The following is a 26983-nucleotide window of genomic DNA, read 5'->3' as shown; positions in this document are numbered from 1 at the left end:
AGTCCCCTACGGGGCCTGCGGGCCCTCGGCGAGGCGGGTCAGCCGGATGCGGTTGATCTTGCCCAGTTCGGTGCGGACGATCTCGCGCTCCGCCTCGGGCGAGTTGCCGATCCGCTCGCGGACCGCGTCGCGCATCTGTTCGCCGCTCTTGCCGGTGGCGCAGATGAGGAAGACATGACCGAACCTGTCCTGGTAGGCCAGGTTGAGTTCGAGCATCTCGGCCTTGAGCTCCTCGGAGGCGCCGGCCATCCCGCTCTGCTCGCGGGAGGAGGTCGGGTCCCCGGCCTTCGGACGACCGATCGGCGGGTGCCCGGCCATCGCCTCGGCCAGGTCCTCGGCGGTCAGCTCGGCCATGGCGGCGTCACTGGCGAGGAAGAGGGCTTCGGCGGTGGTGTACGGGCGCTGGGCGAGGATCTTGCTCCCCCACGCCGAGCTGGAGCACACCTCGTGGAGCGCGGCGAGGGCCTCGCTGTCCGCCGAGGTGTTGAACCGGGCCAGGCCCGGTGTCGTACCTGAAGTCACGGGAAGCCTCCGTGGCTGTTTTTCGCTGTGCGTCGGACGGGCTGCGGATAGCTAACGCCCTCCACAACACAACGTCAACACTTTGTTGAAAAGTCGGTGACACAAAAGCCGTCGTCCCGACATGCGGACGACGGCTTGTGGACACACATGATCAACTAGTCGGCCTTGGCGGCCTTTTCCCTGTTCAGGGCGGTCTCGCGGTTCAGGTAGTTGTACACGGTGAAGCGGCTGACGCCGAGCGCGCCCGCCACCGTCTCCACCCCGTGGCGCACCGAGAAGGCGCCACGCGCCTCCAGGAGGCGGACGATCTCCTGCTTCGACTTGCGGTCGAGCTCCGCGAGCGGCGTCCCGTGCCGCCGCTCGAGGGCGGCCAGGATGTGGTCCAGGGACTCCGAGAGCTGCGGGAGGCGCACGGCGAGCACGTCCTCCCCCTCCCAGGACAGGACGACGTCGTCGGGCTCGGCCAGCTCGGGGCCCAGCAGCTCGGCGCCCATGGCGTCGACCAGGGGCTTCACCGCGGCGATCAAGGGGTGTTCGTTCACTTCCCGTCCTCCCCGATCACATTGACCTGGAGCGAGACGCGCGTGGCGCCGGCCGCGAGCGACTCGCGGAGCAGCGCGTCGACGGCGGTGAGGACCGCGTCGGCGCCGCCTTCCGCCGTGTTGCCGAAGGGGCCGACGTCCACCGCGTCCAGGTCGGCCGACTGGATGACCTCACGGGCCACGACCGCGTGCGCCGGCGCCTCGTCGAGGTCGAACGGCTCGGTCGTGAACTCCACTCTCAAACGCACCATGGCCCCAAGTTACGACCCTTCCCCGGGCCCGCGGGAGCCCCGGACCTGCGGGGACCTCTTGACAAGCGCGGCGACCTGCTTGCAACATTCCGTCAGACAGAAACTTACTTCCGCTATACGGAAGGAGCGCCTACCTCTCATGACCCGCTTCTCAGAAGACGCCGTCACGGATCAGCGCTTCGATGTGAACCTGTCGATCCTCTTCACGGAACTCCCGCTCCTGGAGCGCCCCGCGGCCGCCGCCGCGGCGGGCTTCACCGCGGTCGAGCTGTGGTGGCCCTGGATCGACACCGCCACCCCCGAGCAGAGCGAGCTCGACGCCCTCAGGAAAGCCCTTGAGGACGCCGGCACCCAGCTGGTGGGACTGAACTTCTACGCCGGGCAGCTCCCCGGCCCGGACCGCGGGGCCCTCTCCGTGCCCGGCGAGGAGTCGGACCGCTTCCGCGCCAACATCGACGTGGCCGCCGACTTCGCCGCCTCGGTCGGCTGCAAGGCGCTCAACGCGCTCTACGGCAACCGCGTCGAGGGCGTGGACCCGCAGATCCAGGACACCCTTGCCCTGGAGAACCTGGTCCTGGCCGCCCGGGCCGCCGACCGCGTCGGCGCGATCCTCCTGGTCGAGACCCTCAACAAGCCGGAGTCGCCGCTCTACCCGCTGGTGAGCGCCCCCGCCGCGATCGAGGTCGTCGACAAGGTCAACGCGGCCACCGGACTCGGCAACGCCAAGTTCCTGCTCGACGTCTACCACCTGTCGATGAACGGCGAGGACGTGAGCGCGGTCATCGCGCGGTACGCGGACAAGACCGGCCACGTGCAGATCGCGGACAACCCGGGCCGCGGCGCGCCGGGCACCGGCGACCTGCCCCTGGAGCAGCTCCTCGACGAGCTGAAGAAGGCCGGTTACGACGGCTGGGTCGGCCTGGAGTACAAGGCCGCCGACGCCGCCGCGTCCTTCGAGTGGCTCCCGGCCGAGGCCCGCGCGGCCCGCTGACCGGCCGACCCGCGCCCCCTCCCCCGTACCACCAGTTTTCGAGAGGCACCCTCATGAGCAACCTTCCCAAGATCGCGTGGATCGGCCTCGGCATCATGGGCTCCCCCATGTCCGAGAACCTCCTCAAGGCCGGCTACCCGGTCACCGGCTTCACCCTGGAGCAGGACAAGCTGGACCGTCTCGCCAAGGCCGGCGGCACCGCCGCGGGCTCGATCGCCGAGGCCGTCAAGGACGCCGACGTGATCATCACGATGGTGCCCGCCTCCCCGCAGGTCGAGGCGATCTCCTACGGCCCCGAGGGCATCCTGGAGAACGCGAGGCAGGGCGCGCTGATCGTCGACATGTCGTCGATCACCCCGCAGACCTCGGTCGACCTCGCCAAGAACGCCGCCGAGAAGGGGATACGCGTCATCGACGCCCCGGTCTCCGGCGGCGAGGCCGGCGCCATCGAGGCCGTGCTCTCGATCATGGTCGGCGGCGAGCGGGCCGACTTCGACGAGGCCCTGCCGATCCTGGAGGCCCTCGGCAAGACGATCGTGCTGTGCGGTCCGCACGGCTCCGGCCAGACGGTGAAGGCCGCCAACCAGCTCATCGTGGCGGTCAACATCCAGGCCTGCGCCGAGGCCGTGGTCTTCCTGGAGAAGTCCGGCGTGGACCTCACCGCGGCCCTCGACGTCCTCAACGGCGGTCTGGCCGGTTCGACCGTGCTGACCCGCAAGAAGGACAACTTCCTGAACCGGGACTTCAAGCCGGGCTTCCGGATCGACCTGCACCACAAGGACATGGGCATCGTCACCGACGCCGCCCGCAACGTGGGCGCCGCCCTTCCGGTCGGCGCGGTCGTCGCCCAGCTCGTCGCCTCGCTGCGCGCCCAGGGTGACGGCGGCCTGGACCACTCGGCCCTGCTGCGCGCCGTCGAGCGCCTCTCCGGCCAGCAGGTCTGACCCCGTCCCCGCTTCCCCGGGGCCCCCGATTTCCGGTCGGCGGCGGCGCTGACAACTGTCCTGTCGCGCCCAGGCGCCGCCGCCGACCGGAACACCACACTTCATTTTCAACAAACTGTTGACGTTTTTCGGAGGGCGTACCTACGCTCCTGGCACCGTCACACAGTGCAGCTCCCGTACGGAAGGTCACGATGTCGCAGCGCGTGCTTACGACCGAGTCCGGCGCCCCCGTCGCCGACAACCAGAACTCCGCCACCGCCGGCGTCGGTGGCCCCCTCCTCCTCCAGGACCAGCACCTGCTGGAGAAGCTCGCGCGCTTCAACCGTGAGCGGATCCCGGAGCGCGTGGTGCACGCCCGCGGTTCCGGCGCGTACGGGTACTTCGAGGTCACCGACGACGTCACCGGCTTCACGAAGGCCGCGTTCCTCTCCGAGGTCGGCAAGCGGACCGAGACCTTCATCCGCTTCTCCACCGTGGCCGACTCGCTCGGCGGCGCGGACGCGGTCCGTGACCCCCGCGGCTTCGCGCTGAAGTTCTACACCGAGGAGGGCAACTACGACCTCGTCGGCAACAACACCCCGGTGTTCTTCATCAAGGACCCGATCAAGTTCCCCGACTTCATCCACTCGCAGAAGCGCGACCCGTTCACGGGCAAGCAGGAGCCGGACAACGTCTGGGACTTCTGGGCGCACTCCCCCGAGTCCACCCACCAGATCACCTGGCTCTTCGGCGACCGCGGCATCCCGGCCTCGTACCGGCACATGCACGGCTTCGGCTCGCACACCTACCAGTGGACCAACGAGGCGGGCGAGGCCTTCTTCGTCAAGTACCACTTCAAGACGAACCAGGGCGTCCGCAGCCTCTCCGCCGAGCAGGCCGCCGAGCTGGTCGGCAAGGACGCCAACTCGCACCAGACCGACCTGCTCCAGGCGATCGAGCGCGGCGTCAACCCCTCCTGGACCCTCTACGTCCAGGTCATGCCGGCCGCCGAGGCCGCGGACTACCGCTTCAACCCGTTCGACCTCACCAAGGTGTGGCCGCACGCCGACTACCCGCTCCAGCGGGTGGGCCGCCTGGTCCTCGACCGCAACCCGGACAACGTCTTCGCCGAGGTCGAGCAGGCCGCGTTCTCCCCGAACAACTTCGTCCCGGGCATCGGCCCCTCGCCGGACAAGATGCTCCAGGGCCGCCTCTTCGCCTACGCGGACGCCCACCGCTACCGCCTCGGCGTGAACCACACCCTGCTGCCGGTGAACGCCCCCAGGGCGACCACGGCGCAGAACTACGGCCGGGACGGCTTCATGGCCACCCGCAACGGCTCGCGCCACGACAAGAACTACGAGCCCAACTCGTACCAGGGCCCGGCCCAGACCGACGCCGCGCTCTCCGCGCCGCTCGCGATCCACGGCTGGACCGGCACCCACGAGGCGCCCGCGCACGTCAAGGACGACGACTTCTTCCAGGCCGGTGAGCTCTACCGCCTGATGTCCGAGGACGAGAAGGGCCGTCTGGTCGCCAACATCGCCGGCAGCCTCTCCCAGGTGGCCCGCGAGGACGTCGTCGAGAAGAACGTCGCGCACTTCGCCGCCGCCGACCCGGAGTACGGCAGGCGCGTGGCCGAGGCGGTCGCCGCCCTGCGCGACTGACCCACGGCAGAACCCAGACTGCGTACGGCACTTGACGGGAGGTCAGCGCCGTACGCGGTCCGGATCACCGGCCCGAATGAGGGGTGGCCGGTGAACCGGACAGCGTGAGGACCGCGGCGGCTCCGAGCCAGTGCGGTGGTAAGGGCGAGGGCCCTCCTTCCCTGACCTGAAGGAAGGGACGGCCGCTCGACCCGTCGGCACCGCCGCGGTCCCAACGCCTCCCCTGTACAAGGGAATCCCAAGACTCCGCCCGGCGGCGCGAACGTCCTGTCGCGCCAGCCTCGCACCGTCGGGCGGTCATCAGACGGAAGAGCGCGGAACCAGGTTTACGGTCCCTGGTTCCGCGCTCTTCTTCGTCTTCTCCCCCCGCCGGTCGGCCCGCGCCAGGAGGAACGTCACGGCGAGCGAGGCGAGGGCGAGGAGCACCATCCCGGTCCGCGGCGAGGCGGCCTGGGCGAGGGCGCCGGCGAGCGCCGCGCTCACCCCCTGGAACGCGAGCATCCCCGAGGAGTGCAGGCCCAGGGCGTGACCGCCCAGCTCCTCCGGCACCAGGGCCATCAGCCGCTCCTGGTGCAGCAGGCTCGCCCCGTACCCCACCGCCGACACGGTCACGGCGGCGAGCGCGAGCGGAAGCCCGGGGTCGAGGGCGAAGAGGAGGAACGGGGCCGCGAGCAGCGCCTGGAGCGGGAAGCGGAGCCGGTCGCGCAGTCGCTCCGGCAGGAAGCGGCCGACGGCGGTGTCCCCGATCAGCATTCCGAACGCGCCGCAGACGAAGAGGAGTCCGGCGCGCTCGGGTGCGTACGGCACGAACAGCGACTCGCAGCCCACGATCAGCCCGTTGGGCACCCAGAGCGCGAGGTAGCAGCGGCGCCGGGCGGGCGGGGACAGGAGCCGTGCGTTGGTGCGCCGGGTCACGGCGATCGAGGGCCGTCCTCCGGCGCGCGGCGGACGCGCCGCGAGGCCGAACCGGGCGAGGAGGGCAGCGGCGAGGTAGAGCCCGGCGCCGGCGAGGACCGCGCCGCGCGGTGAGAGCAGGGCGACGAGGAGTCCGCCGGCCGCGAAGCCGCCGATCTGGCAGACGCCGGCGGACACGTTCGTCACCGAGCGGCCGAGGAGGTACCGCTCGCGCGGAAGGATCTCGTTCAGGAGCCCGTGGCGCACTCCGCCGCCCAACGAGGCCACGAGCCCCTCGACGAGGAGGACCACGAAGACCGCCCAGGTGGGCAGGGCGGGGACCGCCAGGACGGCCGTGCCCGCGGCGAAGAAGAGGGCGATCCCGGAGAGCGCGGCGCGCGGCGGCAGCCGGTCGGCGGCGGAGAGCAGCGTGGTCGCGCCGAGGAGCTGGGCGAGCGAGGGTCCGAAGAGGGCGAGGGCGGAGAGGAGCGGCGAGCCGGTGGTGTGGAGGACGAGGGTGGCGAGCCCGAGCCCGGCCACCGTCTGCGCGGCGGTGTGGGCGGAGCCGGTGAGGAGGAGCGGGGTGAATTCGGGAGTGCGGAAAAGGGTGCGGCAGCGGGCGTCGTGACGGGACATGCGGGGAGTCTCGGGGGCGCCCGGCGGGCGCCGTTATCGTTTCGCGTGAAGGCGAAACGGAGGGGTACGGGAGGCGGCGGGATGGGCTGGTGGCGGATCGGGGCCGACTCGCTCGCGGGCGGCCGCTTCGTGGTCTCGCCGCTGGCCGAGACGATCGCCGCGCTCATGACCCTGCACGCGGCCTCCGCGAGCCACCCGGGCGAACGGGCGTGGCTGAGGGCGTCGTTGCCCGCCTACCGGGCGCGTCTGGCGGCCGAGCCGCTCGACGCCCTGCTCGTACGGGCCGCGCTCGGGCGCACCTGGAACGCGGACTTCCTGACACCGACGCCGCTGGGCGAGGGCGAGCGGTCCTTCGAGGAGGAGGTGGCGGCCGTCCGCGACGCCGACCCGGCCGACGCGGTGCCGCAGCTGGCCGTCTCCCTCGGCGGTCCCGTGCCGGAGCCGCTGCGGTCGGCGCGGGACCTGCCCGGGCGGACGGCGGAGGTCCTGACCTGGGTGTGGCGGGAGACGGTGCTTCCGGAGTGGCCGCGGCGACGGAGGATCCTCGAGGCCGACGTGACGGGGCGGACGGCGCGGTTGGGCCGGGCCGGCTGGGCGGCGGCCCTGGACGAGCTGTCGCCGGGCCGGATGCGCTGGTTGGGCGACGGCCGCCTCCAGGTCAACGCCCGTCCGTACCCGCCGCGTTCGGTCGACGGCGGTCGGCTGCTCTTCGTGCCGGTGACCCCGGCGGCGGGCTGGGTGTCCTGGGAGGGCACGGAGCGGTTCGCGGTGGTCTACCCCTGTGCGGGCGTCCTGGCGGACGCCTCGGGCCCGGTCGTGCCGCAGGCACTCGGCGCACTGCTCGGACCGGGGCGGGCGGGGGTGCTCGTGCGCCTGGGGACGCCGAAGTCCACCAGCCAGTTGGTGGCCCTGACCGGACAGGGCCTCGGCTCGGTGGGCCGGCACCTGAAGGTGCTGCGGGAGGCGGGACTCGTACGGCGGGGACGGGCGGGCCGGTCGGTCCTCTACGAGTGGACGGAGGCGGGCGCGGTGCTCGTACGGGCGCAGGGCGCGGGAGGGACATGAGACGGCCCCCGCCCCGGTGCTCCTCGGGACGGGGGCCGTGTCGCGGCTCCGGGGTCAGACCTGGAGGGCCTTGATCGCGGTCGGCGCGTGGCCGGGCTCGGTGGCCAGGTCCTCGAACTCGGTGACGTCGCTCATGTCGACCGTCTTGCTCATCGCGATGTTGGTGATGCGCTCCAGGATCGCCTCGACGACGACCGGGACCCGGTGCTCGACGGCCAGCTTCTTGGCCTGCTCCAGGGCCTCGCCCAGCTTGTCCGGGTCCTCGACGCGGATGGCCTTGACGCCCAGGCCCTCGGCGACCTTGACGTGGTCGACGCCGTAGACGCCGAGCTCCGGGGTGTTGATGTTCTCGAACTCCAGGTTGACCTCGAAGTTGATGCCGAGGTTGCCCTGCGCCTGGCGGATCAGGCCGAGGTAGGCGTTGTTCACCAGGACGTGGACGTAGGGGACCTTGTGCTGGGCGGCGACCGCCAGCTCCTCGATCATGAACTGGAAGTCGTAGTCGCCGGAGAGCGCGACGACCGGGGTCTCCGGGTCGGCGGTGGCGGCGCCGATGGCGGCCGGGATGGTCCAGCCGAGCGGGCCGGCCTGGCCGCAGTTGATCCAGTGGCGCGGCTTGTAGACGTGCAGGAACTGCGCGGCGGCGATCTGGGAGAGGCCGATGGTGGTGACGTACCGGGTCTCCGGGCCGAAGGCCTTGTTCATCTCCTCGTAGACGCGCTGCGGCTTCATCGGGATGTTCTCGAAGTGCGTGCGGCGCTGGAGGGTGGCCTTGCGCTCCTGCGCGGAGGCGGCCCAGGCGGTGAAGTCGGGCAGCCGGCCGGCGGCCTTCCGCTCCTTCGCGATCTCCACGAAGAGCTCCAGGGCGGCCTTGGCGTCGGAGGCGATGCCGTAGTCCGGGGCGAAGATCCTGCCGAGCTGGGTGGGCTCGATGTCGACGTGGACGAACTTGCGGCCCTTGGTGTACGCGTCCAGGTTGTAGCCCGTGTGGCGGTTGGCCCAGCGGTTGCCGATGCCGAGGACGAAGTCCGACTCCAGGAAGGTCGCGTTGCCGTAGCGGTGCGCGGTCTGGACGCCGACCATGCCGGCGGCCAGCTCGTGGTCGTCCGGGATGGTGCCCCAGCCCATGAGGGTGGAGATGACGGGAACGCCGGTCAGCTCGGCGAACTCGACGAGCAGGCCGGAGGCGTCGGCGTTGATGATGCCGCCGCCGGCGACGATCAGCGGGCGCTCGGACTCCAGGAGGAAGGTCAGCGCCTTCTCGGCCTGGGCGCGGGTGGCGCGCGGCTTGTAGACCGGCAGCGGCTCGTACGTCTCCGGGTCGAACTCGATCTCGGTGAGCTGGACGTCGATCGGCAGGTCGATGAGGACCGGGCCGGGACGCCCCGAGCGCATGAGGTGGAAGGCCTGCTGGAAGACGCCGGGGACCTGCGCGGCCTCCAGGACGGTGGTGGCGGCCTTGGTGACCGGCTTGGCGATGCTGGCGATGTCGACGGCCTGGAAGTCCTCCTTGTGGAGCTTCGAGACCGGGGCCTGGCCGGTGATGCAGAGGATCGGGATCGAGTCGGCGATCGCCGAGTACAGGCCGGTGATCATGTCGGTGCCGGCCGGGCCCGAGGTGCCGATGCAGACACCGATGTTGCCGGCCTTGGCGCGGGTGTAGCCCTCCGCCATGTGGGACGCGCCCTCGACGTGGCGGGCGAGCGTGTGGCCGACGCCGCCCACGTTCTTGAGCTCGCGGTAGAAGGGGTTGATCGCCGCGCCGGGGACGCCGAACGCCTGGGTGACGCCTTCGCGCTTGAGGATCTCAACGGCCGCTGCGGCGGCGGTCATACGAGGCATGGGAGTGCTCCTGCTTCGGCCGGGCGGAACCGGGCGGGCTCCTCTCGACTCGGAGGACTCACCGCCCGTTTCCGTAATACGGAAAAGCTGTTCTGCTATGTGGAAGCAATGTAGGTGGGGTGGCGAAGAACCGTCAAGGGAGGTCCGCGTGCCGGGACGGTTCGGACGGCCCGGGGCCGGTTCCGGGACGTCCGAAGTGGCCGAACACCCTCCCTCCGGGCGGCCGATGGGTGGACGATGGGAGCGAACGACAGGGGGTTGGACCGTGGGCGATTCGGTACCGGTGCGCTGCCCGGAATGCCTGAGCACGCAGGCGTACGCGGCACCCGTCTTCCCCTGCGCCTGCGGGAGCCCCGTGGCGGCGCCGGTGGCGGCGGGCGCGGTGGCGGAGCCGATCACGCACCGGAACTGGACGGACGAGTGGGTCACCGTCCGCTGCGGCGCCTGCGGCCGCGAGGGCGACTGGCCCCACCCGGAGCTCGGCTGCCAGTGCGGCGCGGTCCTGCGGGTACCGGTCCGGTCGGCGGACTCGGTCCGGTCGGCGGACTCGGTGCGGTCGGCGGGCGAGGCGGGCGACCGGTCCGGCGGTACGGGTGACCCGGAGGGTCGTCCTCCTGGCGGTACGGGTGACCAGGGCGGCCGTCCCGGTGCCGTCCCGCCGCAGACCGCGGGTCCGGGTCCGAAGCCTCCCGGCCCGGACGGGGCCGCCCCCAGCGGTACGGGACCCGGTGGCACGGGCCTCGGTGGCACGAGTTCCGGCCGTACGGGCCCCGGCAGCCCGACCGGCGCCGACCGCCCAGGTACCGGCACCCCCGACCGCACCCACCACGACACCCCTGCCGACCCCGCCGACCGCACCCACCACGACACCCCTGCCGACCCCGTCGGCCCCGCCGATCACGCCGATCCCGCCGACCCGCGAGGGCCCGGCATCCCGCCGCGCCGGCGACCGCCGCACCGTACGTTCGCCGAGCGCTACCCCGCGCACATCCCGCTGCCGCCCACGGCCCCTCGCCCGGCCCCGGTGCGGGGCGCCTTCCGGCCCGTGACGATCCGGACCGGGCGGGACGCGGTGGCCGCCGCGGCGGCGTACCTGCGCTGGCTCGGCTTCCGGGACGTCGTCCAGCCCGAGGAGCGGCCCGCGTCCGGAGTGGACCTGCGGGCGCCGGGGCTCGTCGCCCAGGTGGACCCGAGCACCCGCCCCACCGGGCTGCGGGTGGTCGAGTGCCTCTGGCTCAACGGACTGAGCACGTCGGCCGTGAGCGTGTTCTTCTCGCTCGCCGGCTACACCCCGGAGGCCCGTGCGCGCGCCGCCGAGATCGGCCTCCCGCTCTTCGTCCTCGACCTGACCGGCACCCCGCAGCCGGTCAACCGCGCCGCCGACGACCTGGCCGCGAACGGCGCCTGATCCCGCGCCCTCGCCCACCCCCCATGCCCACACCCACGCCCCCACGTCCCACACCCACGTCCCACACCCGCGCCCAAGCCCTCGCTCCCCCCGCGCCCGCACCCGGCGCTCGGCCCCGGCGAAGCGCTCCCCCGCCCTCCCCCACAACACCTCGGCATCCGAAATCGGCCATTCACGCGTGAGGAACACGCTCTGCCGGGCACAACTCCCTTGGGGGGTGGGCGTCATGCCGACGGGGATGTGGTGGTTCATCGGAGCGGCCTGGGCCGAACTGCTGCTCGCCGCCGCGCTGTTGCGAACGTGCAGCCGGGAGAGCGGAGCGCCGGACGCGGACGCCCTGCCGACGCCGCAGGCGCTCGCGCTGCTGCGGGGCGGGCGGCGGGCCGTCGTCACCGTGGCGCTCGTGGCGCTGCACCAGCGCGGGGCGGTCGCGGCGGGCCGTAAACATACGATTCGGGCCAACGGCGGGCCGGGCCGGACCCGCGACCCGGTCCAGCTCGGGGTGCACGGGGCGCTCCGCCGGGCCCTCGCCCTGGGAGACCTCGCGCAGCGCCCCGAGACACGGCGGGCCGTGGACGCGCTGAGCGGCGAGCTGCGCGGGGCCGGGCTGCTGCGGCCGGTCGCGCAGCTCTGGGTCGTGCGGGCGCTGCTCGGCTGCGTGCTGCTGACCGTCCTCGTCGGGCCGCTCGCGACCGGGGCGTCCCGCGCGGACCTCCCGGAGGTGCTCGCCGTCGGCCTGCCGCCGGTCCTCGGGGCGGTGGTGGTGCTGCTGCGGCTGCCGGTCACGACCGGTGCGGCGCGGCGGCTGCTCGCCGGGCTGCGGGAGCGGTACCCGCTGCCGGCCCACCGCCGGGAGGTGACGGACGGCCGCCTCGTCCAGCTGTACGTGGCGCTGTACGGCGATCCGGCGCTCGCCCTCTTCCTGCCCCGCTTCTCGCGGGACGGCGGGCTGCTCGACCGGCCCGGGGACGCGGACCGGAACCGGCCGCCGCCGGGCGGCGCCCCCACCCGGCCCTGAGGCCCCACCGGGCCCGCCCCGACGCCGAAGGCGCCCCGCGCCCGCCCCGCGCCATACTGGCGTATGCGCATCAGAGCGGCCGTCGCCGCCGAACTCCCGCTGCTCCAGGACATCGAACGGGCGGCGGGCGAACCGTTCCGCGCCCTCGGCATGGCGGCGATCGCCGACGACGACCCGCCGCCCCTGGAGACCCTGGAGGCGTACCGCCGGGCGGGCCGGGCCTGGGTGGCGGCGGACGCCGCCGGCCGCCCGGTGGCGTACCTGCTCACCGATCCGGTCGACGGCGCCGCCCACATCGAGCAGGTGTCGGTGCACCCGGACGCCGCCCGCCGGGGCGTCGGCCGGGCCCTGATCGAGCACCTGGCGGCGACCGCCGGGAAGGAGGGCCTGACGGCCCTGACCCTGACGACCTTCGCCGAGGTTCCCTGGAACGCCCCGTACTACGCCCGGCTCGGCTTCCGCCCGCTCGCGGACGCCGATCCGGCCCTCACGGACGGGCTGCGCGCGATACGCCGCGCGGAGGCGGCGCACGGCCTGGCGGCCTGGCCCCGCGTCTGCATGCGCCGGGACCTCGCCGACACCCGCTAGGGGGTGTCTGAAACATGCCCGCGGCGTCGCGGTGTCCGGCACCCCCTAGTTCCCGGCGTACCGCTCCCGCAGCTCCACCTTCCGCACCTTCCCGCTCACCGTCATGGGGAACTCCGCGAGGATCTCCACCCGGTGCGGGATCTTGTAGTGGGCGAGGCGGTCGCGGCAGAAGGCGGTGATCTCCTCCGGGGTGGGCGGGTCGGCCGGGTCGCGGGGGATCACGCAGGCGAGGATCTCCTCGCCGTACCGCTCGTCGGGGACGCCGACCACCTGGACGTCCGCGATCTTGGCGTGTCCGTGGAGGAACTCCTCGATCTCGCGCGGGTAGACGTTCTCCCCGCCCCTGATGATCATGTCCTTGATGCGGCCGACGATCTGCACGTAGCCGTCGTCGCGCATCACCGCCAGGTCGCCGGTGTGCATCCAGCGGCCCGGGTCGATCGCCTCGGCGGTCTTCTCCGGCTCGTCCCAGTAGCCGAGCATCACGCCGTAGCCGCGGGTGCACAGCTCCCCCGCCTCGCCGCGCTCCACGGTCAGCCCGCTCGCCGGGTCGACGACCTTCACCTCGACGTGCGGCATGACCCGGCCGACCGTGCCGGTGCGCCGCTCCAGGTCGTCGTCGCGGCGGGTCTGGGTGGAGACGGGCGAGGTCTCGGTCATGCCGTAGCAGATCGACACCTCCGCCATGTTCATCTCGGCGACCACCCGCTTCATCACCTCCACCGGGCACGGCGAGCCCGCCATGATCCCGGTGCGGAGGGTGGACAGGTCGTACGTCGCGAAGTCGGGGAGGTTCAGCTCCGCGATGAACATCGTCGGCACCCCGTACAGCGAGGTGCAGCGCTCCTCCTGGACCGCCCGGAGGGTGGCGGCCGGGTCGAAGGAGGGGGCGGGGATCACCATGCAGGCGCCGTGCGAGGTGGCCGCGAGATTGCCCATGACCATGCCGAAGCAGTGGTAGAAGGGCACGGGGATGCAGATTCTGTCCTGCTCGCCGTAGGCGATCATCTCCCCCACGAAATAACCGTTGTTGAGGATGTTGTGGTGGGAGAGCGTGGCGCCCTTCGGGAAGCCCGTGGTCCCCGAGGTGTACTGGATGTTGACCGGCTCGTCGCAGGAGAGCGGCTCCGGGCGCAGCTCCCCGGGCGTACGGGTGAGGAACGCGTCCCAGCTCGCGTCCCCGAAGTACACGGCCTCGCGCAACCCCGGGCACTCTCCCCGCACTTGCTCGGCCATCGCCCGGTAGTCGCTCGTCCTGTGGGCGAGGGAGGCGAAGAGCAGGGAGACGCCCGACTGGTTGAGCACGTACGCCAGCTCGTGGGCGCGGTAGGCCGGGTTGACGGTGACCATGACGGCGCCGACGCGGGCGGTGGCGTACTGGACGAGGACCCATTCCGCGCAGTTCACGGCCCAGACGCCGACCCGGTCGCCCTTGCGGACGCCGCTGCCGAGGAGGGATCCGGCGAGCCGGTCCACGTCCGCGCCGAACTCCGCGTACGTCCAGCGGCGTCCGGTGGGGACGTCGACGAGCGCCTCGCGGTCGGGCCAGGCGGCGACGGCCCGGTCCAGGTTCGCGCCGATGGTGTCGCCGAGGAGCGGGGTGGTGGACACCCCGTGGGCGTACGAGAGTTCCTTCGGCGTGCTCATGCGAGGTCCCCTTCCGTGTACTCGGTGCCGCCGCCCTCGGCGGTGAGGCGGCGCAGCTCCACGCGCCGGATCTTGCCGGAGACGGTCTTGGGCAGGTCGGCGAACTCGATGCGCTGGATGCGCTTGTACGGGGCGAGGACCGCGCGCGAGTGCGCGAAGAGGACCTTCGCGGTCTCCGGGCCCGGCTCCCAGCCCGCCGCGAGGACCACGTACGCCTTGGGGACGGCGAGCCGCAGCGGGTCGGGGGCGGGGACGACGGCGGCCTCGGCGACGGCCTCGTGCTCCAGGAGGGCGCTCTCCAGCTCGAAGGGGCTGATCTTGTAGTCGGAGGCCTTGAAGACGTCGTCGGACCGCCCGATGTAGGTGATGTACCCGTCCGCGTCCCGCGCGCCGATGTCGCCGGTGCGGTAGTGGCCGCCGGCCATCGCCTCCGCCGTGCGCTCCGGGTCGCCGTGGTAGCCGGTCATCAGGCCCACCGGGCGGGCGGACAGGTCGAGGCAGATCTCGCCCTCGTCGACGTCCGGGCGGCCGCTGACCGGGTCGACCAGGGTGACCCGGTAGCCGGGGCTCGGGCGGCCCATGGAGCCCTCCTTGAGCCGCTGGCCGGGGCTGTTGGAGACCTGGACGGCGGTCTCGGTCTGGCCGAAGCCGTCCCGGACGGTGGTGCCCCAGGCGCGCCGGACGGCCTCGATGACCTCGGGGTTGAGCGGTTCGCCGGCGGCGACGACCTCGCGCGGCGGAGTCTTGAGCTGCCCCAGGTCGGCCTGGATCAGCATCCGCCAGACGGTCGGCGGGGCGCAGAAGCTGGTGATCCCGTTCCGCTCCATCTCGTCCATCAGGCGGGCCGGGTCGAAGCGCGTGTAGTTGTGGATGAAGACGGTCGCCTCGGCGTTCCAGGGGGCGAAGAGGTTGGACCAGGCGTGCTTGGCCCAGCCGGGCGAGGAGATGTTGAGGTGCACGTCGCCGGGCTTGAGCCCGATCCAGTACATGGTGGCGAGGTGCCCGACCGGGTACGAGGTGTGGGTGTGCTCGACCAGCTTGGGGCGGGCGGTCGTGCCGGAGGTGAAGTACAGCATCAGGGTGTCGTCGGCGAGCGTGTCGCCGTCCGGCTCGAAGTCGGCGGACTCGCGGTCGGCGAGCCCGTACTCCAGCCAGCCCGCCCCGCCGTCGCCGACCGCGATCCGGGTGTAGTCGCCGGGGACGTCGTCGAACTTGGCGGTGTCCCCGGCGCGCACCAGGACGTGGCGGGCGCGGCCGCGGTCGACGCGGTCGCGCAGGTCGGCGGGGCCGAGGAGCGGGGTGGCGGGGATGACGACGGCCCGCAGCTTCATCGCGGCGAGGACGGTCTCCCACAGCTCGACCTGGTTGCCCAGCATGACGACGATCCGGTCGCCGGCGCGCACGCCCAGGGACCGCAGCCGGTTCGCGACCCGGTTCGAGCGGGCGGACATCTCCGCGAAGGACACCTTCGTCTCGGAGCCGTCCTCCTCGACGATGTGCAGGGCGGTGCGGTCGTTGCCCTCCGCGACGACGTCGAACCATTCGAGCGCCCAGTTGAACCGCTCGGGCCGGGGCCACGCGAAGCCCTCGTAGGCCGCCGCGTAGTCCTCCCGGTGCTCCAGGAGGAAGTCCCGGGCGGCCCGGAACTCCTCGGTCGCACTGGTTGCCGTCATGTGTCCTCCTCGTTGCGGGACCGGTCCCGGACATCGTGTAATCAGTGACCCGGGTCTCACTACCCCCGTTCGGGGGTGAACCCGCGGACGGCGAGGGCCGGCGCGGCGGGGCCGGCGGCCACGAAGGAGAGCGCGGTGCGCGAGCACGTCGAATCGTCGGTGGAGCTGCGCGGCGCGCTGCTGAGGCTGCGCCGCGCCACCGGGCTCCCGGTGGTCTTCGGGGGGCTGACGCACGAGACCCGGGGGCTGCGGATCGGCGAGCTGAACGGCGCGGTGACGCCGGCCCTGCACGGGCTCGCGATCTCGGCGGGCTCCGGTCTGGGCGGGAAGTGCCTGGCGCTCGGCCGGCCGTGCGCGGTGACGGACTACCCCTCGGCGCGGCACATCACCCACGAGTACGACGGCCCGGTGTCGGCGGAGGGGCTGCGGTCGGTGATCGCGGTGCCGGTCGTCGTGCGCCGGAAGGTGCGGGGCGTGCTGTACGGGGCGCTGCGCGACGCGCTGCCGGTCGGCGAGCGGGTCTTCGACGCGGCGGTCGCGGCGGCCCGGGACGTGGAGCAGGCGTTGGCGGTACGGGACGAGGTCCGGGAGCTCCTGGCCCCGCCCCCGCCGGGCCCCTCCTGGGAGGAGGTCCGCCAGGCGTACGGCGAACTGCGCGAACTGGCGCCGAAGGTCGCGGACCCGGAGCTGCGGGAACGCCTCCTCGCGGTCTGCGGCCGCCTGGAGACGGCCTCGGGCTCCCCCGCTCCCCTCCCCGGGGCGACCCTGACCCCGCGCGAGACGGACGTCCTGGCGGCGGTGGCCTCGGGCGCGACGAACGCGACGGCGGCGGCCCGGCTCGGCCTGCGCCCGGAGACGGTGAAGGGCTACCTGCGCTCGGCGATGCGGAAGCTGGGGGCGCACACGCGGATGGAGGCGGTGGTGGCGGCGCGGAGGGCGGGGGCGTTGCCGTAGGGCCGCTCGTACGGGGCGGCCCGTTCAGAGCGTGTCGGTGCCGGACGTGCAGTCGGCGAGGACGCCCGGCGGGGGACACGCCTCGTCGGGGCCGGTGCCGTTCCGCGGGCGGAGTTCGGCCGGAGGCTGTCCGGTCCAGCGTTTCATCGCGCGGCGCAGGCCGCCGGGGTCGGCGTAGCCGACCTGCCTGGCCACGGCGTCGAAGGGCGTGTCGGTGGTGGTGAGCAGATGGAGGGCGCGTTCACGGCGCAACGCCTGGAGCTCCTCCGACCAGGTGCTCCCGCGCTCCTCGATGCGGCGTTGGAGCGTGCGGGTGCTGAGGGCCATCCTCCGGCTCACGACGCGCAGGGAGGGGGGTTCGGTGTCCGCCGTGGCCCGGAGGGTGGCGCGGAAGAGGCTGAGCCAGTCGTGCAGGGGGATGGCCTCGGCGAGGGCCTGCTCGGCGTGTCTTCGCAGGAGGTCGGACAGACCGGGGGCGTGGTGCTGGGGGGTGGTGAGGTCGGCGGCTTCGAAGGTGATGGAGTTGACGGGGCTCGCGAAGTCGATGGCGCGCGTGCCGTAGAGCCGTACGAGGGCCCGGTGGGTTCGGGGGGCCCGGGCCGCGAGGGCGACCCCGGTGGGAACGACGGTGCGTCGGTTGGCCTCGCCGACGCGCTGCCGGAACAGGCCGAGCGAGTAGGCGCGTATGGCGGAGGCGACGTCGTCCGACAGGTCGGCCCCGTTGACGTGACTGACGGTCACGTACCGCTCGGTCTCCTCGATGTGGATGGTCTCGGTGCCGGCGTCCCCGGCGGTGGCCAGGTAGCGGGCGGCGTCGCGAAGGCCTTCGAGCGGTGTGGGTGCCTGGGTGATGAGGTAGTCCCAGATGCCGAGGGCGCCCAGGGTGCTCTCCTGGGCCATGTGCCAGGAGGCTTCGTGCCAGGGGACCCGCAGCGTCATGAGCTCCCAGATGCGGACGTTGGTGGACGCCGGGACGCGGTAGCGGTCGTCCAGCAGGTGCTCGGGGGCCATGCCGAGCAGGCCCGCGTACGCGGCCGGACCGACTCCGACGCGCTCGGCCCCTCTCGCGTTGAGGCGGGTGAAGGCGGCGGAGGTCGTTCCCGGGAGTAACGGGAGGCGCCCGGACGGCGGTTCCGCAAGGGTGCGGGCGCGTGCCGGGACTTTGTGGCACGCGGGGCCCTGTCGGTGGCGTCCGGGGCCCTTGGGCGCGGGCGGGTGTCGCTCTAGCGTCATGTCCGTCCTTGTGCGGGTGGTGACGGGGGTTCGTGGTGGACCACCGTACGAGGAGCTGTGTGCTGGGGACCGGCGGCCGCTTGGGGACGGCCGCCGGTTGTCGGTCCTGTTGCCGCCGCCGGCGGCGGGCCGGGTTCCCGGCCCGTCCGTCTCGGCCCATCGATCATGCGACGAACACGTTGATCGAGTACGTGGATCACGCATGCCCATGGGCCCTTACTAAAAGTAGCCATGCGCGAGCATGCCGCACTCAGGAGAACGAGTTGTCCCACAGAGGAAGAAGCAGGGGAATCGGAAGGGGGTCGAGATGACGAAGCGTCACTCGTCATCGCCCGGACGGACGGCCGGTGGATTGTTCACCAGGCGGAGACTCTCGGGCGTGGCTCTCGCGACGGCCGCGTTGATGGCGGTCGAGACCGCCGTCGTGGTGGGGACGACGGGGCAGGCGGTGGCGATGCCGTCACAGCGGCCCTCGGCGTCCGCCGACAAGCCGTATCCGACCCAGGCGGCGGATCTGGCCTCCGCGACGGTCGCGGCCCGTCTGTCGGGCAAGCGGGTGGAGGCGCTGTCGGAGCGGACGGAGTCGACGACGACGTGGGCGAACCCGGACGGCACGGTGACCACCGACGCCGCGTCGGGTCCGGTCCGGTTCCGCGACAAGGTCACGGGGGCGTGGCGTGACGTCGACGTCGCCCTGGCGAAGTCGGCGGACGGTTCGGTCGCCGCGCGGAGCCACCCGCTCGGTCTGAGGCTGGGCGGGAAGACGCCGGCGGCGAAGGCCGCGGGCGTGCGGGCGTCGGGCGCGGCCGGTGGGGCGGGCACCACGGCGGTTCCGCTGGTGTCGCTGGACGCCGGGGACGGCCGGGCGATGGACCTGTCGTGGCGCGGTGTCCTTCCGGAGCCGGTGGTGTCCGGGCACACGGCCCGGTACGCGAACGCGCTGACCGCGACGGACCTGATCATCGAGTCGACCCGTACGGGCTTCGAGCAGTTCCTGGAGCTGAAGGACCGCTCGGCGGTCGGCGCGAACGGCTCGGTGACGCTGACGCTGAACGCCAAGGGCATCAAGGCGCGGGCGAACGCGGACCGTTCGGTCACCTTCCTGGACAAGAAGTCCGGCAAGCAGGTCGGCAGTCTGCCGACGCCGGTGATGTGGGACGCCCACGTCGATCCGAAGTCCGGTGAGCACACGCGGCGGGCCGACGTGGGTCTGAAGGTGACGCAGAAGGGCGACGCGGTCGACCTGACGCTGACCCCGGACGCGAAGTTCCTGGCCGATCCGGCGCGTGTGTTCCCAGTGACGGTGGACCCGGCGGTGAACCTGGGGTCGAGCTTCGACACGTTCGTGCAGCAGGGCTACGCCGTCGACACCTCCGCGCAGACGGAGCTGAAGCTCGGCAACAACGGCTCGGGCCAGATCGCGCGTTCGTTCCTGCACTTCCCGATGACGCAGATCCGGGGCAAGCAGATCCTGGGCGCGAAGCTGAACCTGTGGAACTTCCACTCCTGGTCGTGCACGCCCTCCGGCTGGGAGGTGTGGGACACCCCGCACGTCTCGACGGCCACCCGGTGGACCAACCAGCCGGCCTGGAGCAACAAGTGGGCCGCCTCCACGGCCACGAAGGGCTTCTCGTCCTCGTGCGCGGACGGCTGGGTCTCGCAGGACATCAAGAACCTCGCCGTGGCCTGGGCGGCCAACGGCAACAGCAGCAACTCGATGGGCATCAGGGCGACCAACGAGTCCGACCCCTTCTCGTGGAAGCGGTTCAACTCCGGCAACGCCGCCTCGAACACGCCGTACGTCTCGGTCACGTACAACACCGTTCCGGTGGCGGGCAACCCGATGTCCGTGACCCCGGGACGCGTCAACGGCGGCAAGAACTGGGTCACCACGACCACGCCCGACCTGAAGTACACCGCCAGTGACGCCGAGACCACGTTCCTGCGCTCCAAGTGGGAACTGTGGGAGGGCACCACGAACCTGGAGGTGTACGACTCCGGCACCCAGGACCCGGTGGTGAACAAGACGGTCTCCCACCAGGCGCCCGCGGGCAAGCTGGTCAACGGCCGCACCTACTGGTACTGGGGCCGGGTCAACGACGGCAACACGTGGTCGGACTGGACGCCGAAGGTGTACTTCACCGTCGACACCACCAAGCCCGCCACCAGCACCGTGACCTCCGGCGACTTCCCGGCCAACACCTGGTCCGGCACCCCGGACGCGGACGGCAGGTTCTCCGGCTCCTTCACCCTCAAGCCACCGGCCACCGACGTGGCCGAGGTCCAGTACAGGCTGGACGGCGGAGCCTGGACGAGCGTCGCCACCACCGGCACCGCGGTGGACCGGACGCTGACCTTCGCGGCGGGCAGGCACACCCTCGCCACCCGCACGGCCGACCCGGCCGGCAACGTCTCCGCCGAGTCCTCCTACGTCTTCCACGCCGGATCCGGCGCGGCCCTGCTGTCCCCCGCTCAGGGTGACCGCCCGGCCCGCCGTACGCCCCTGGCGGCCGAGGGCCTGTCCTCGTACACCGGCGTGACCTACCAGTACCGCCGCGGCGAGACCGACGCCTGGAAGAACGCCCCCCTCGCCGACGTGCGACAGGACACCAACACGGTGTCCGCCTGGCCGGTCCCGGTCACCGGCGGCAAGCCCGCCGGGCTGACCTGGAACATCACGGACACACTGGCCGAGGACGGGCCCATCGAGGTCCGCGCCGCCTTCACCGACGGCACCGCCACCGTCTACTCCCCGGTCAACGAGATCACCGTCGACCGCAACGCGGGCACGGCGCCGTCGGAGGAGACCGGGCCGGGCTCGGTCAACCTGCTGACCGGCGACTACACGCTGTCCGAGGGCGACGCGTCGCTGTTCGGTCTGTCGGTCTCGCGCACGGCGTCCTCGCGGCGCGCGGACGCGGGGGCGAAGCAGGACGGACAGGTACCGATCTTCGGTCCGCAGTGGGTCTCCGGCACCGTCGCGGAGATCACCAGGTCCGACTGGTCGCACCTCAGGAAGACCTCCGCGACCTCGGTCGCCCTGGTCGGCGTCGAGGGCGAGGAGCTCGGCTTCACCGCCACCGCGGGCGGTGGCTGGAAGCCCGAGCCCGGCGCCGAGGACATGACGCTCACCGGCTCGCTGACCGGCTCGTTCACCCTGAAGGACACCGAGGGCACCCTCACCGTCTTCACCAAGCCGGACGCCGCCTCCCCGTCGTGGCAGGTCGCCTCCAGCGCCCTGGCCGGCCTGCCGCAGTCGACGACCACGGTGGTCTCCGAGACCGTGACCGTGGACGGGAAGAAGCTGGCGCGCCCGAGGCTGGTCGTCGCCCCCACCTCGGCCGTGTCGGCCACGACGTGCACGGCGACGCCGTCCACGAAGGGCTGCCGCGCGCTGGAGTTCGTCTACGCCACGACCACCACCGCGACCTCCTCCGCCCTCGGCGACGTCACCGGGCAGGTCAAGGAGATCCGCGGCTGGTCCACCGAGCCCGGCGCCGCCGCGGCCACCGCGAAGACCGTGCAGAAGTACCTGTACGACTCCGCCGGCCGCCTGCGCGAGACGTACAACCCGCTGATCGCACCCGCTCTGAAGACGCAGTACGCCTACGACACGGCCGGCCGGATCACCACCCTGACCCCGCCCGGCCAGCTTCCCTGGTCCTTCACCTACGGCAAGGCCGGCAACACCGCCACCGCCGGCGAAGGCATGCTCCTCAAGGCGAGCCGCTCCGGACTGCAGCAGGGCACCAAGGACGTCGAGTCCGGCACGGCGTCGACGAGCATCGTCTACGACGTCCCGCTCACCGGCACCGACGCGCCGTACAAGATGGGTGCCTCGGACGTGGCCGCGTGGGGGCAGACCGACGCTCCCACGGACGCCACCGCCGTCTTCCCCCCGGACGCGGTTCCTGCCGCGCACGGAGGTGCCGGCCTGTCCGCGGCGGACTACCGCCGCGCGTGGGTCACCTACACCAACGCCTCCGGACGCCAGGTGAACCTGGCCACGCCGGGCGGGAACGTCACGACTGCCGAGTACGACCGGTTCGGCAACACGGTGCGTGAGCTGACCGCCGGCAACCGGGCTCTCGCCCTGGGCGGCACACCGGCCGACCGGGCGACCCTGGCCGACCTCGGCATCGTCGGTCTGTCCACCCAGGACCGCGCCGACCTGCTCGCCTCGAAGTCCGTCTACGACTCCACCGGCATCCGCGAGATGGAGAAGTTCGGCCCGCTGCGCCGCGTCACGCCGACCGGCACGGGCGCGTCCGCGGTGGCGCGCACCTGGATGACCAACGAGTACGACGCGGGCCGTCCCACCGACGGCACCGCGAAGGTCGAGCACCAGGTCACCAAGGTCACCGTCGGTGCCCAGGTCCTCGGTACCACCGCACTCACCGACGCGCGGGTCGTCCAGACGGTCTACGACTGGGTCAAGGGCCTGCCGGTCAAGACGGTCAAGGACCCAACCGGTCTCGCGATCACCGAGACCACCGAGTACGACGACCAGGGCCGCGTCACCAAGCAGCTCCTGCCCGGCGCGACCGGCACCGACGCCGCCACCCGCGTGACCGCCTACTGGACCGCGACCGGCACCGGCACCTGCCAGGGACGCCCGGAGTGGGCCGACCAGCCCTGCTCCACCGGCTCCGCCGGTGCGGTCACCGGCGGCGGTACGAACCCGGCCGGACTTCCGGTCACCACCACCGAGTACGACTGGTGGGGCAATCCGGCCAAGGTCACCGAGACCGCCAACGGCGTCACCCGCACCACCACGACGACCTACGACAACGCGGGCCGTCCGGTGAAGAACGTCATGACCGGCGGGCTCGGGCAGGCGGTTCCGGAGGCGACGACCGAGTACGACCCGGCCACCGGCCGGACCGTGAGGACGGTCTCGCCGACCGGCGGGACGATCACGAAGGAGTTCGACAGGCTCGGCCGCCAGACCTCGTACACCGATGCCGACGGCGGGGTGACCCGTACCGAGTACGACCTGCTGGACCGCCCGGTCAGGACCGCGGACTCGGTCCCGTCCAGCGTCACCTACACCTACGACACCGCTCTTGAGCCACGCGGTATGGTCACGTCCACCTCGGACTCGGTCGCCGGCACCTTCGCCGCCACGTACGACGCCGACGGCTCCGTCGCCACCGAGAGGCTCCCCGGCGGATACACGCTCAAGATCGGCACGGACAGCATCGGCGCTCCCCGCTCCCGCGTCTACACCCGTGACAGCGACGGCCAGGTCGTCTACTCCGACACCGTCGAGGAGTCCGTCCACAGCCAGATCACCGAACACTCCGGCTGGTTCTCGCAGAAGTACACCTACGACGACACCGGTCGTCTGACCGCTGTCACCGACACCGGTGGCGACGTCTGCACGAAGCGGTCCTACACCTTCGACAAGCGCACCAACCGCACCTCCCTGACCACCGCGGAAGGCGCGGCGGGCGCCGCCTGCCCCACCGCAGGGGGAACCACCACCACCCACGCCTACGACAGCGCCGACCGTCTCGTCGACGCCGGCTACGTCTACGACGCCTTCGGCCGCACCACCGCCCTGCCCGGCAGCCAGATCGGCTACTACGCCAACGACCTGGTCCACCGGCAGACCTCCGACGGCCAGCGCCAGACCTGGAGCCTCGACGCCGACCGGCGCCTGCGCTCCTGGACGGTGGAGGACGACACCGACGGCACCTGGATCCAGACCGCGTCCAAGGTCAACCACTACGACGGCGACGGCGACAACCCCCGCTGGATCACCGAAGACGCCGGCAAGGGCACCGTCAGCCGCAACGTCGGCTCCGCCGGCGGCGGTTTCGCGGCCATCACCGGCGCCGGTGGCGGCACCGTTCTCCAGCTGACCACCATCCACGGCGGCATCGCCCTCCAGCTCCCGCTGGACCCGGCCGACGCCCCCCTGGTCCTGGACAGCGACGAGTACGGCAACCCGCGCACCGGCCAGCCCGCCGTCCGCTACAGCTGGCTCGGCGGCAAGCAGCGCTCCGCCGAGACCCTCAGCGGGCTGACCCTGATGGGAGTGCGTCTCTACGACTCCACCACCGGACGGTTCCTCTCCAAGGACCGTATGTACGGCGGCAACGCCAACGCATACGATTACTGCTTCGGAGAGCCGATCAACTGCACCGACCTGAGTGGAATGTGGTCGTACAGCACCTGGAGCCGCTGGTGGTCCCCGTACAAGCACCTGTGGCTCTACCTCAACAGTCGTGAGACCTCACGGCTTTCCACGAGTGCGGGAGCCGCGACCGGGTTCTTCTCCGCCATCCTGCCCGCGTTCTCGGGATGGGCGAAGGTGGCCCTCGAAATCTTCCGGGCCTACGCCTTCTACCTCTTCTACGTGGCCCGGACCGCGCGGTGGAAGGGCAAGTGCATCGGGCTCTACACCTACGTAATCACCGGCGTGTGGTGGGCCTCGGCGCCCAGCGCCTGGCACAGGAGGTGTTGAAACTGAGCAATGACGAGGCGAAGAAGAGCGGGACGCGTTCCGCCGTCGACCTCTGGGTCGCGGCGGCCGTGGCCGCACTCTGCCTGCTGTTCCTGGTCATGGGTGAAAGGGCACCCGCCCTGGGGTTCGGACTGGGCACGCTCGTCGTGCTGGTCGTCGTCCTCTTCAGGAGGTTCAGAAGAACGGGATAGGTTCCCGCTCGATCGAGCGTGACGGTCCATGGACCGCGCTTTCGTGAAGGGTCACCGGCTTGCCGGTGACCCTTCATCCGTTTCCGCCGGGCACCGTGGTGCCTCAGAACAGGCCCTGGACCGCGTACAGCCCGCCCAGGGTCGTCGCCAGGGTGCCCAGGAGGAGGCGGAGGGCCGTTTCGGGGAGGTGGGGTTGGAGGCGGGCGCCGAGGTAGCCGCCGATCAGGCCGCCGAGGCCGCAGGCGAGGCCCAGGGCCCAGTCCGGGGCGGCGGCCTCGGTAGTGGTGAGGGAGAGCAGGGCGAAGGTGACGGCGCCGACGACGGAGGTCGTGAAGGTGGCGGCGAGGGCCGCCGGGGCCACGCGGGCGACGGGGACGCCCCGGCCCGCCAGGATCGGGCCGAGGAGGGAGCCGCCGCCGATGCCGTAGATCCCGCCCACCACCCCGACGGCCAGGGCGAGTCCGGTGACGGTGCGGGGCGAGGGCTCGGCGGCGGGCCGCTTCCGGACGGGGCGCAGGGTGCGGACGCACAGCCACGCGCCGAGGGGCAGCAGCAGCGCGGCGATGAGCAGGCGGAAGACGGTGGGGCCCGGGAGGGCGAAGACGCGGACGACCGCGCCGACCACCACCCCCGGGAGCGTGCCCGCCACCAGACGGCGGGTGAGCGGGCCGCGCAGGGCGCCGGTCCTGCTGTGGCGCCACAGGGCGCCGGGTCCCGCGACCACGTTGTACAGCAGGTTCGTCGGCGTGACGGAGGGGTTCGGCACGGCGAAGACGCTGAGCTGGACCGGGAGCAGGAACACCGCTCCCGAGACCCCGGCCGGCGCGGTCACCACGGAGATCAGCAGCCCCGCGGCCACCCCGCCCAGCAGCATCGCCCAGTCCATCGTGCCCCCGCCGCCGTTTCGAGATCGTGCGGACAGTATCCGGTCCGGTGCGGCAGGGCCTCCGCCTACCCCTCCACCGCGTACGGCACGAACGTGCTGGCGTGTTCGTCGACGGCGAGCGTGCGGCCCAGCGGGGGGACCGCCCGCTGGGGGCAGTCGAGGCGTTCGCAGACGCGGCAGCCCATGCCGATCGGGGTGGCGGCGGCCCGGTTGTCGAGGTCGAGGCCGTCGGAGTAGACGAGCCGGGAGGCGTGGCGCAGTTCGCAGCCGAGGCCGATGGCGAAGGTCTTGCCGGGTTCGCCCCAGCCGCCTCGGTGGCGGGTCACCGTGCGGGCGGTCCACAGGTAGCGCTGCCCGTCGGGCATGGCCGCCACCTGGACGTGGATGCGGCCGGGGGCGGCGAAGGCCTCGTAGACGTTCCAGAGCGGGCAGGTGCCGCCGGCGCGGGAGAAGTGGAAGCCGGTGGCGGACTGCCGTTTGGACATGTTCCCGGCCCGGTCCACCCGGACGAAGGAGAACGGCACTCCGCGCAGGCGCGGGCGCTGGAGGGTGCTGAGCCGGTGGCAGACGGTCTCGTAGCCGAGGCCGAAGCGGTCGGTGAGCCGCTCGATGTCGTAGCGCGTCTCCTCCGCGGCGGTGTGGAAGGCGCGGTACGGCAGGACGAGGGCGGCGGCGAAGTAGTTGGCGACGCCGATGCGGGCCAGGGGCCAGGTGGGGGCGGTCTCCTCGTAGTCCTCGGAGGCGTACGAGGAGAGCAGGGCGTCCTGTTCGAGCAGGGCGAGCTGGGTGGCCATCCGGAAGGCCTGCTGGCCGGGGCGCAGCCGGGGCGAGAGGTGCAGGATGCGGGCGGCGGGGTCGTAGCGGTGGAGCTGCCGGTCGGCGTCGGCGGCGATCCGGACGCCGTGGCGCTCGTCGAGCCGGGCGGCGAGGGCCCGGCGCACCTCGCCGGGACGGACGCCGATCTCCTCCGCGAGCCCCTCGGCCGCGAGGTCGGCCTCGTGGAGGTAGTTGCGGCGCCGGTAGAAGAACTCGCGGATCTCCTCGTGCGGCGTGCGGGCGCGTGCCGCTTCCGGGGCGAGGGCGTCGTCGCGGCCGCCGGTCAGGGCGGCGAGGCGTTCGGTGAGGGCCTGGCGGCCGCGGCCGAGGTCGAGGAGGACGGCGGCCACGTGCGGCAGGCGGGAGGCGAGTTCCGCGAGGTCGGCGGCGGAGAGCGCGGAGCGGTCGAGCTCGTCGGCGAGGCTCTCGCGCAGGTCGGCCAGGAGCCGTCCGGTGTCCCGCTCGGAGAAGAAGTCGGGGTCGACGCCGAAGGACTCGGTGACCCGCAGCAGGACGGGGACCGTCAGGGGCCGGGTGTCGTGCTCCATCTGGTTCAGATAGCTGGGCGAGATCCTGAGCACCCTGGCCAGGTCCGCCTGGCTCAGCCGGCGCTCCTCGCGCAGCCGGCGCAGCCGCGCCCCCGCGTAGATCTTGCTCACGGCCGTTCTCCTTCGGGCGTACGTGAGGGTCACCCTAAGCCACCCCTCCCGCTTCCGGGTCTTCGCAGACTTGGCAAAACCGCGTCGGAAGATTCGCAGAAGTTG

The 26983-nt window shown here is 72.3% G+C and carries 19 protein-coding genes and 1 pseudogene; 10 read left to right on the top strand and 10 right to left on the bottom strand.

The features are described from left to right. Window positions 1-6: 6 nt before the first annotated feature. The 3 genes from uraD to ACWGSR_RS09340 form a co-directional block, all read right to left on the bottom strand. On the bottom strand, window positions 7-522 hold the full coding sequence (uraD, locus tag ACWGSR_RS09350) for a 2-oxo-4-hydroxy-4-carboxy-5-ureidoimidazoline decarboxylase (RefSeq protein ID WP_351970390.1): 516 nt from the start codon (window positions 520-522) through the stop codon (window positions 7-9). 155 nt (window positions 523-677) lie between these two features. Then, window positions 678-1016 carry a helix-turn-helix domain-containing protein gene (locus ACWGSR_RS09345; protein ID WP_376240066.1) on the bottom strand — a complete coding sequence of 113 codons (339 nt, stop codon included), beginning with the start codon at window positions 1014-1016 and terminating at the stop codon, window positions 678-680. Window positions 1017-1060: 44 nt separating this feature from the next. Next, window positions 1061-1312: a hypothetical protein gene (locus ACWGSR_RS09340; protein WP_366374497.1), complete on the bottom strand. Its 252-nt coding sequence runs from the start codon at window positions 1310-1312 to the stop codon at window positions 1061-1063. A 142-nt stretch (window positions 1313-1454) separates the two neighbouring features. Between ACWGSR_RS09340 and ACWGSR_RS09335 the strand changes: the two genes are divergently transcribed. The 3 genes from ACWGSR_RS09335 (at window position 1455) to ACWGSR_RS09325 (ending at window position 4896) form a co-directional block, all read left to right on the top strand. Beyond that, the gene (locus ACWGSR_RS09335; protein WP_376239997.1) at window positions 1455-2306 is read left to right on the top strand and encodes a TIM barrel protein; all 852 of its coding nucleotides are present in this window, start codon (window positions 1455-1457) and stop codon (window positions 2304-2306) included. Between the two features lie 53 nt (window positions 2307-2359). Beyond that, complete coding sequence (locus tag ACWGSR_RS09330; protein WP_376240000.1) at window positions 2360-3250, top strand: 2-hydroxy-3-oxopropionate reductase; 891 nt, start codon at window positions 2360-2362, stop codon at window positions 3248-3250. 191 nt (window positions 3251-3441) lie between these two features. Next, on the top strand, window positions 3442-4896 hold the full coding sequence (locus ACWGSR_RS09325; protein ID WP_376240002.1) for a catalase: 1455 nt from the start codon (window positions 3442-3444) through the stop codon (window positions 4894-4896). A 300-nt stretch (window positions 4897-5196) separates the two neighbouring features. Here ACWGSR_RS09325 and ACWGSR_RS09320 read toward each other — a convergent pair whose 3' ends face one another. Then, window positions 5197-6426, bottom strand: coding sequence for an MFS transporter (locus tag ACWGSR_RS09320; RefSeq protein ID WP_453564974.1), 1230 nt, complete (start codon window positions 6424-6426; stop codon window positions 5197-5199). An 81-nt stretch (window positions 6427-6507) separates the two neighbouring features. On the opposite strand from ACWGSR_RS09320, the gene ACWGSR_RS09315 reads away from it, so the two are divergent. Further along, window positions 6508-7491 carry an ArsR family transcriptional regulator gene (locus tag ACWGSR_RS09315; protein WP_453564971.1) on the top strand — a complete coding sequence of 328 codons (984 nt, stop codon included), beginning with the start codon at window positions 6508-6510 and terminating at the stop codon, window positions 7489-7491. A gap of 54 nt (window positions 7492-7545) precedes the next feature. Here ACWGSR_RS09315 and gcl read toward each other — a convergent pair whose 3' ends face one another. Then, on the bottom strand, window positions 7546-9333 hold the full coding sequence (gcl, locus tag ACWGSR_RS09310; RefSeq protein ID WP_453564968.1) for a glyoxylate carboligase: 1788 nt from the start codon (window positions 9331-9333) through the stop codon (window positions 7546-7548). 979 nt (window positions 9334-10312) lie between these two features. Here gcl and ACWGSR_RS09305 point away from each other — a divergent pair. The 3 genes and pseudogenes from ACWGSR_RS09305 to ACWGSR_RS09295 form a co-directional block, all read left to right on the top strand. After that, window positions 10313-10741: pseudogene (locus ACWGSR_RS09305) on the top strand (hypothetical protein); the annotation flags it as partial. Between the two features lie 226 nt (window positions 10742-10967). Next, window positions 10968-11759 (top strand): TIGR04222 domain-containing membrane protein, encoded by a 792-nt coding sequence (locus tag ACWGSR_RS09300; RefSeq protein WP_453564965.1) that lies wholly within the window; start codon window positions 10968-10970, stop codon window positions 11757-11759. A gap of 63 nt (window positions 11760-11822) precedes the next feature. After that, entirely contained in the window at window positions 11823-12347 is a 525-nt protein-coding gene (locus ACWGSR_RS09295; protein ID WP_376240017.1) for a GNAT family N-acetyltransferase, read from the top strand. A gap of 45 nt (window positions 12348-12392) precedes the next feature. On the opposite strand, the gene ACWGSR_RS09290 is transcribed toward ACWGSR_RS09295, so the two are convergent. Next, window positions 12393-13994: an AMP-binding protein gene (locus tag ACWGSR_RS09290; RefSeq protein ID WP_376240020.1), complete on the bottom strand. Its 1602-nt coding sequence runs from the start codon at window positions 13992-13994 to the stop codon at window positions 12393-12395. Continuing rightward, window positions 13991-15667 carry an AMP-binding protein gene (locus ACWGSR_RS09285; protein ID WP_453564962.1) on the bottom strand — a complete coding sequence of 559 codons (1677 nt, stop codon included), beginning with the start codon at window positions 15665-15667 and terminating at the stop codon, window positions 13991-13993. Before ACWGSR_RS09285 ends, ACWGSR_RS09290 begins: the two co-directional genes overlap by 4 nt. Window positions 15668-15802: 135 nt before the next feature. On the opposite strand from ACWGSR_RS09285, the gene ACWGSR_RS09280 reads away from it, so the two are divergent. Beyond that, on the top strand, window positions 15803-16621 hold the full coding sequence (locus ACWGSR_RS09280) for a helix-turn-helix transcriptional regulator (protein WP_376240024.1): 819 nt from the start codon (window positions 15803-15805) through the stop codon (window positions 16619-16621). Window positions 16622-16645: 24 nt separating this feature from the next. Here ACWGSR_RS09280 and ACWGSR_RS09275 read toward each other — a convergent pair whose 3' ends face one another. Then, window positions 16646-17854, bottom strand: coding sequence for a helix-turn-helix domain-containing protein (locus tag ACWGSR_RS09275; RefSeq protein ID WP_453564958.1), 1209 nt, complete (start codon window positions 17852-17854; stop codon window positions 16646-16648). Between the two features lie 403 nt (window positions 17855-18257). Between ACWGSR_RS09275 and ACWGSR_RS09270 the strand changes: the two genes are divergently transcribed. Then, on the top strand, window positions 18258-24326 hold the full coding sequence (locus ACWGSR_RS09270) for a DNRLRE domain-containing protein (RefSeq protein ID WP_453565394.1): 6069 nt from the start codon (window positions 18258-18260) through the stop codon (window positions 24324-24326). Continuing rightward, the gene (locus ACWGSR_RS09265; protein ID WP_453564955.1) at window positions 24323-24517 is read left to right on the top strand and encodes a hypothetical protein; all 195 of its coding nucleotides are present in this window, start codon (window positions 24323-24325) and stop codon (window positions 24515-24517) included. The genes ACWGSR_RS09270 and ACWGSR_RS09265 overlap by 4 nt, the downstream gene beginning before the upstream one ends. Before the next feature lie 103 nt (window positions 24518-24620). On the opposite strand, the gene ACWGSR_RS09260 is transcribed toward ACWGSR_RS09265, so the two are convergent. Together ACWGSR_RS09260 and ACWGSR_RS09255 are read right to left on the bottom strand one after the other, a co-directional pair. After that, window positions 24621-25403 carry a TSUP family transporter gene (locus ACWGSR_RS09260; protein WP_453564952.1) on the bottom strand — a complete coding sequence of 261 codons (783 nt, stop codon included), beginning with the start codon at window positions 25401-25403 and terminating at the stop codon, window positions 24621-24623. Window positions 25404-25468: 65 nt separating this feature from the next. Continuing rightward, a complete protein-coding gene (locus ACWGSR_RS09255; protein ID WP_453564950.1) occupies window positions 25469-26878 on the bottom strand; it encodes a short-chain fatty acyl-CoA regulator family protein in 1410 nt (469 codons plus the stop codon). Window positions 26879-26983 lie beyond the last annotated feature (105 nt).

The organism is Streptomyces sp. NPDC055632 (assembly GCF_053618675.1).
The sequence above is the reverse complement of the archived record's forward strand: the minus strand, read 5'-3'. Positions and strand labels throughout refer to the sequence as shown.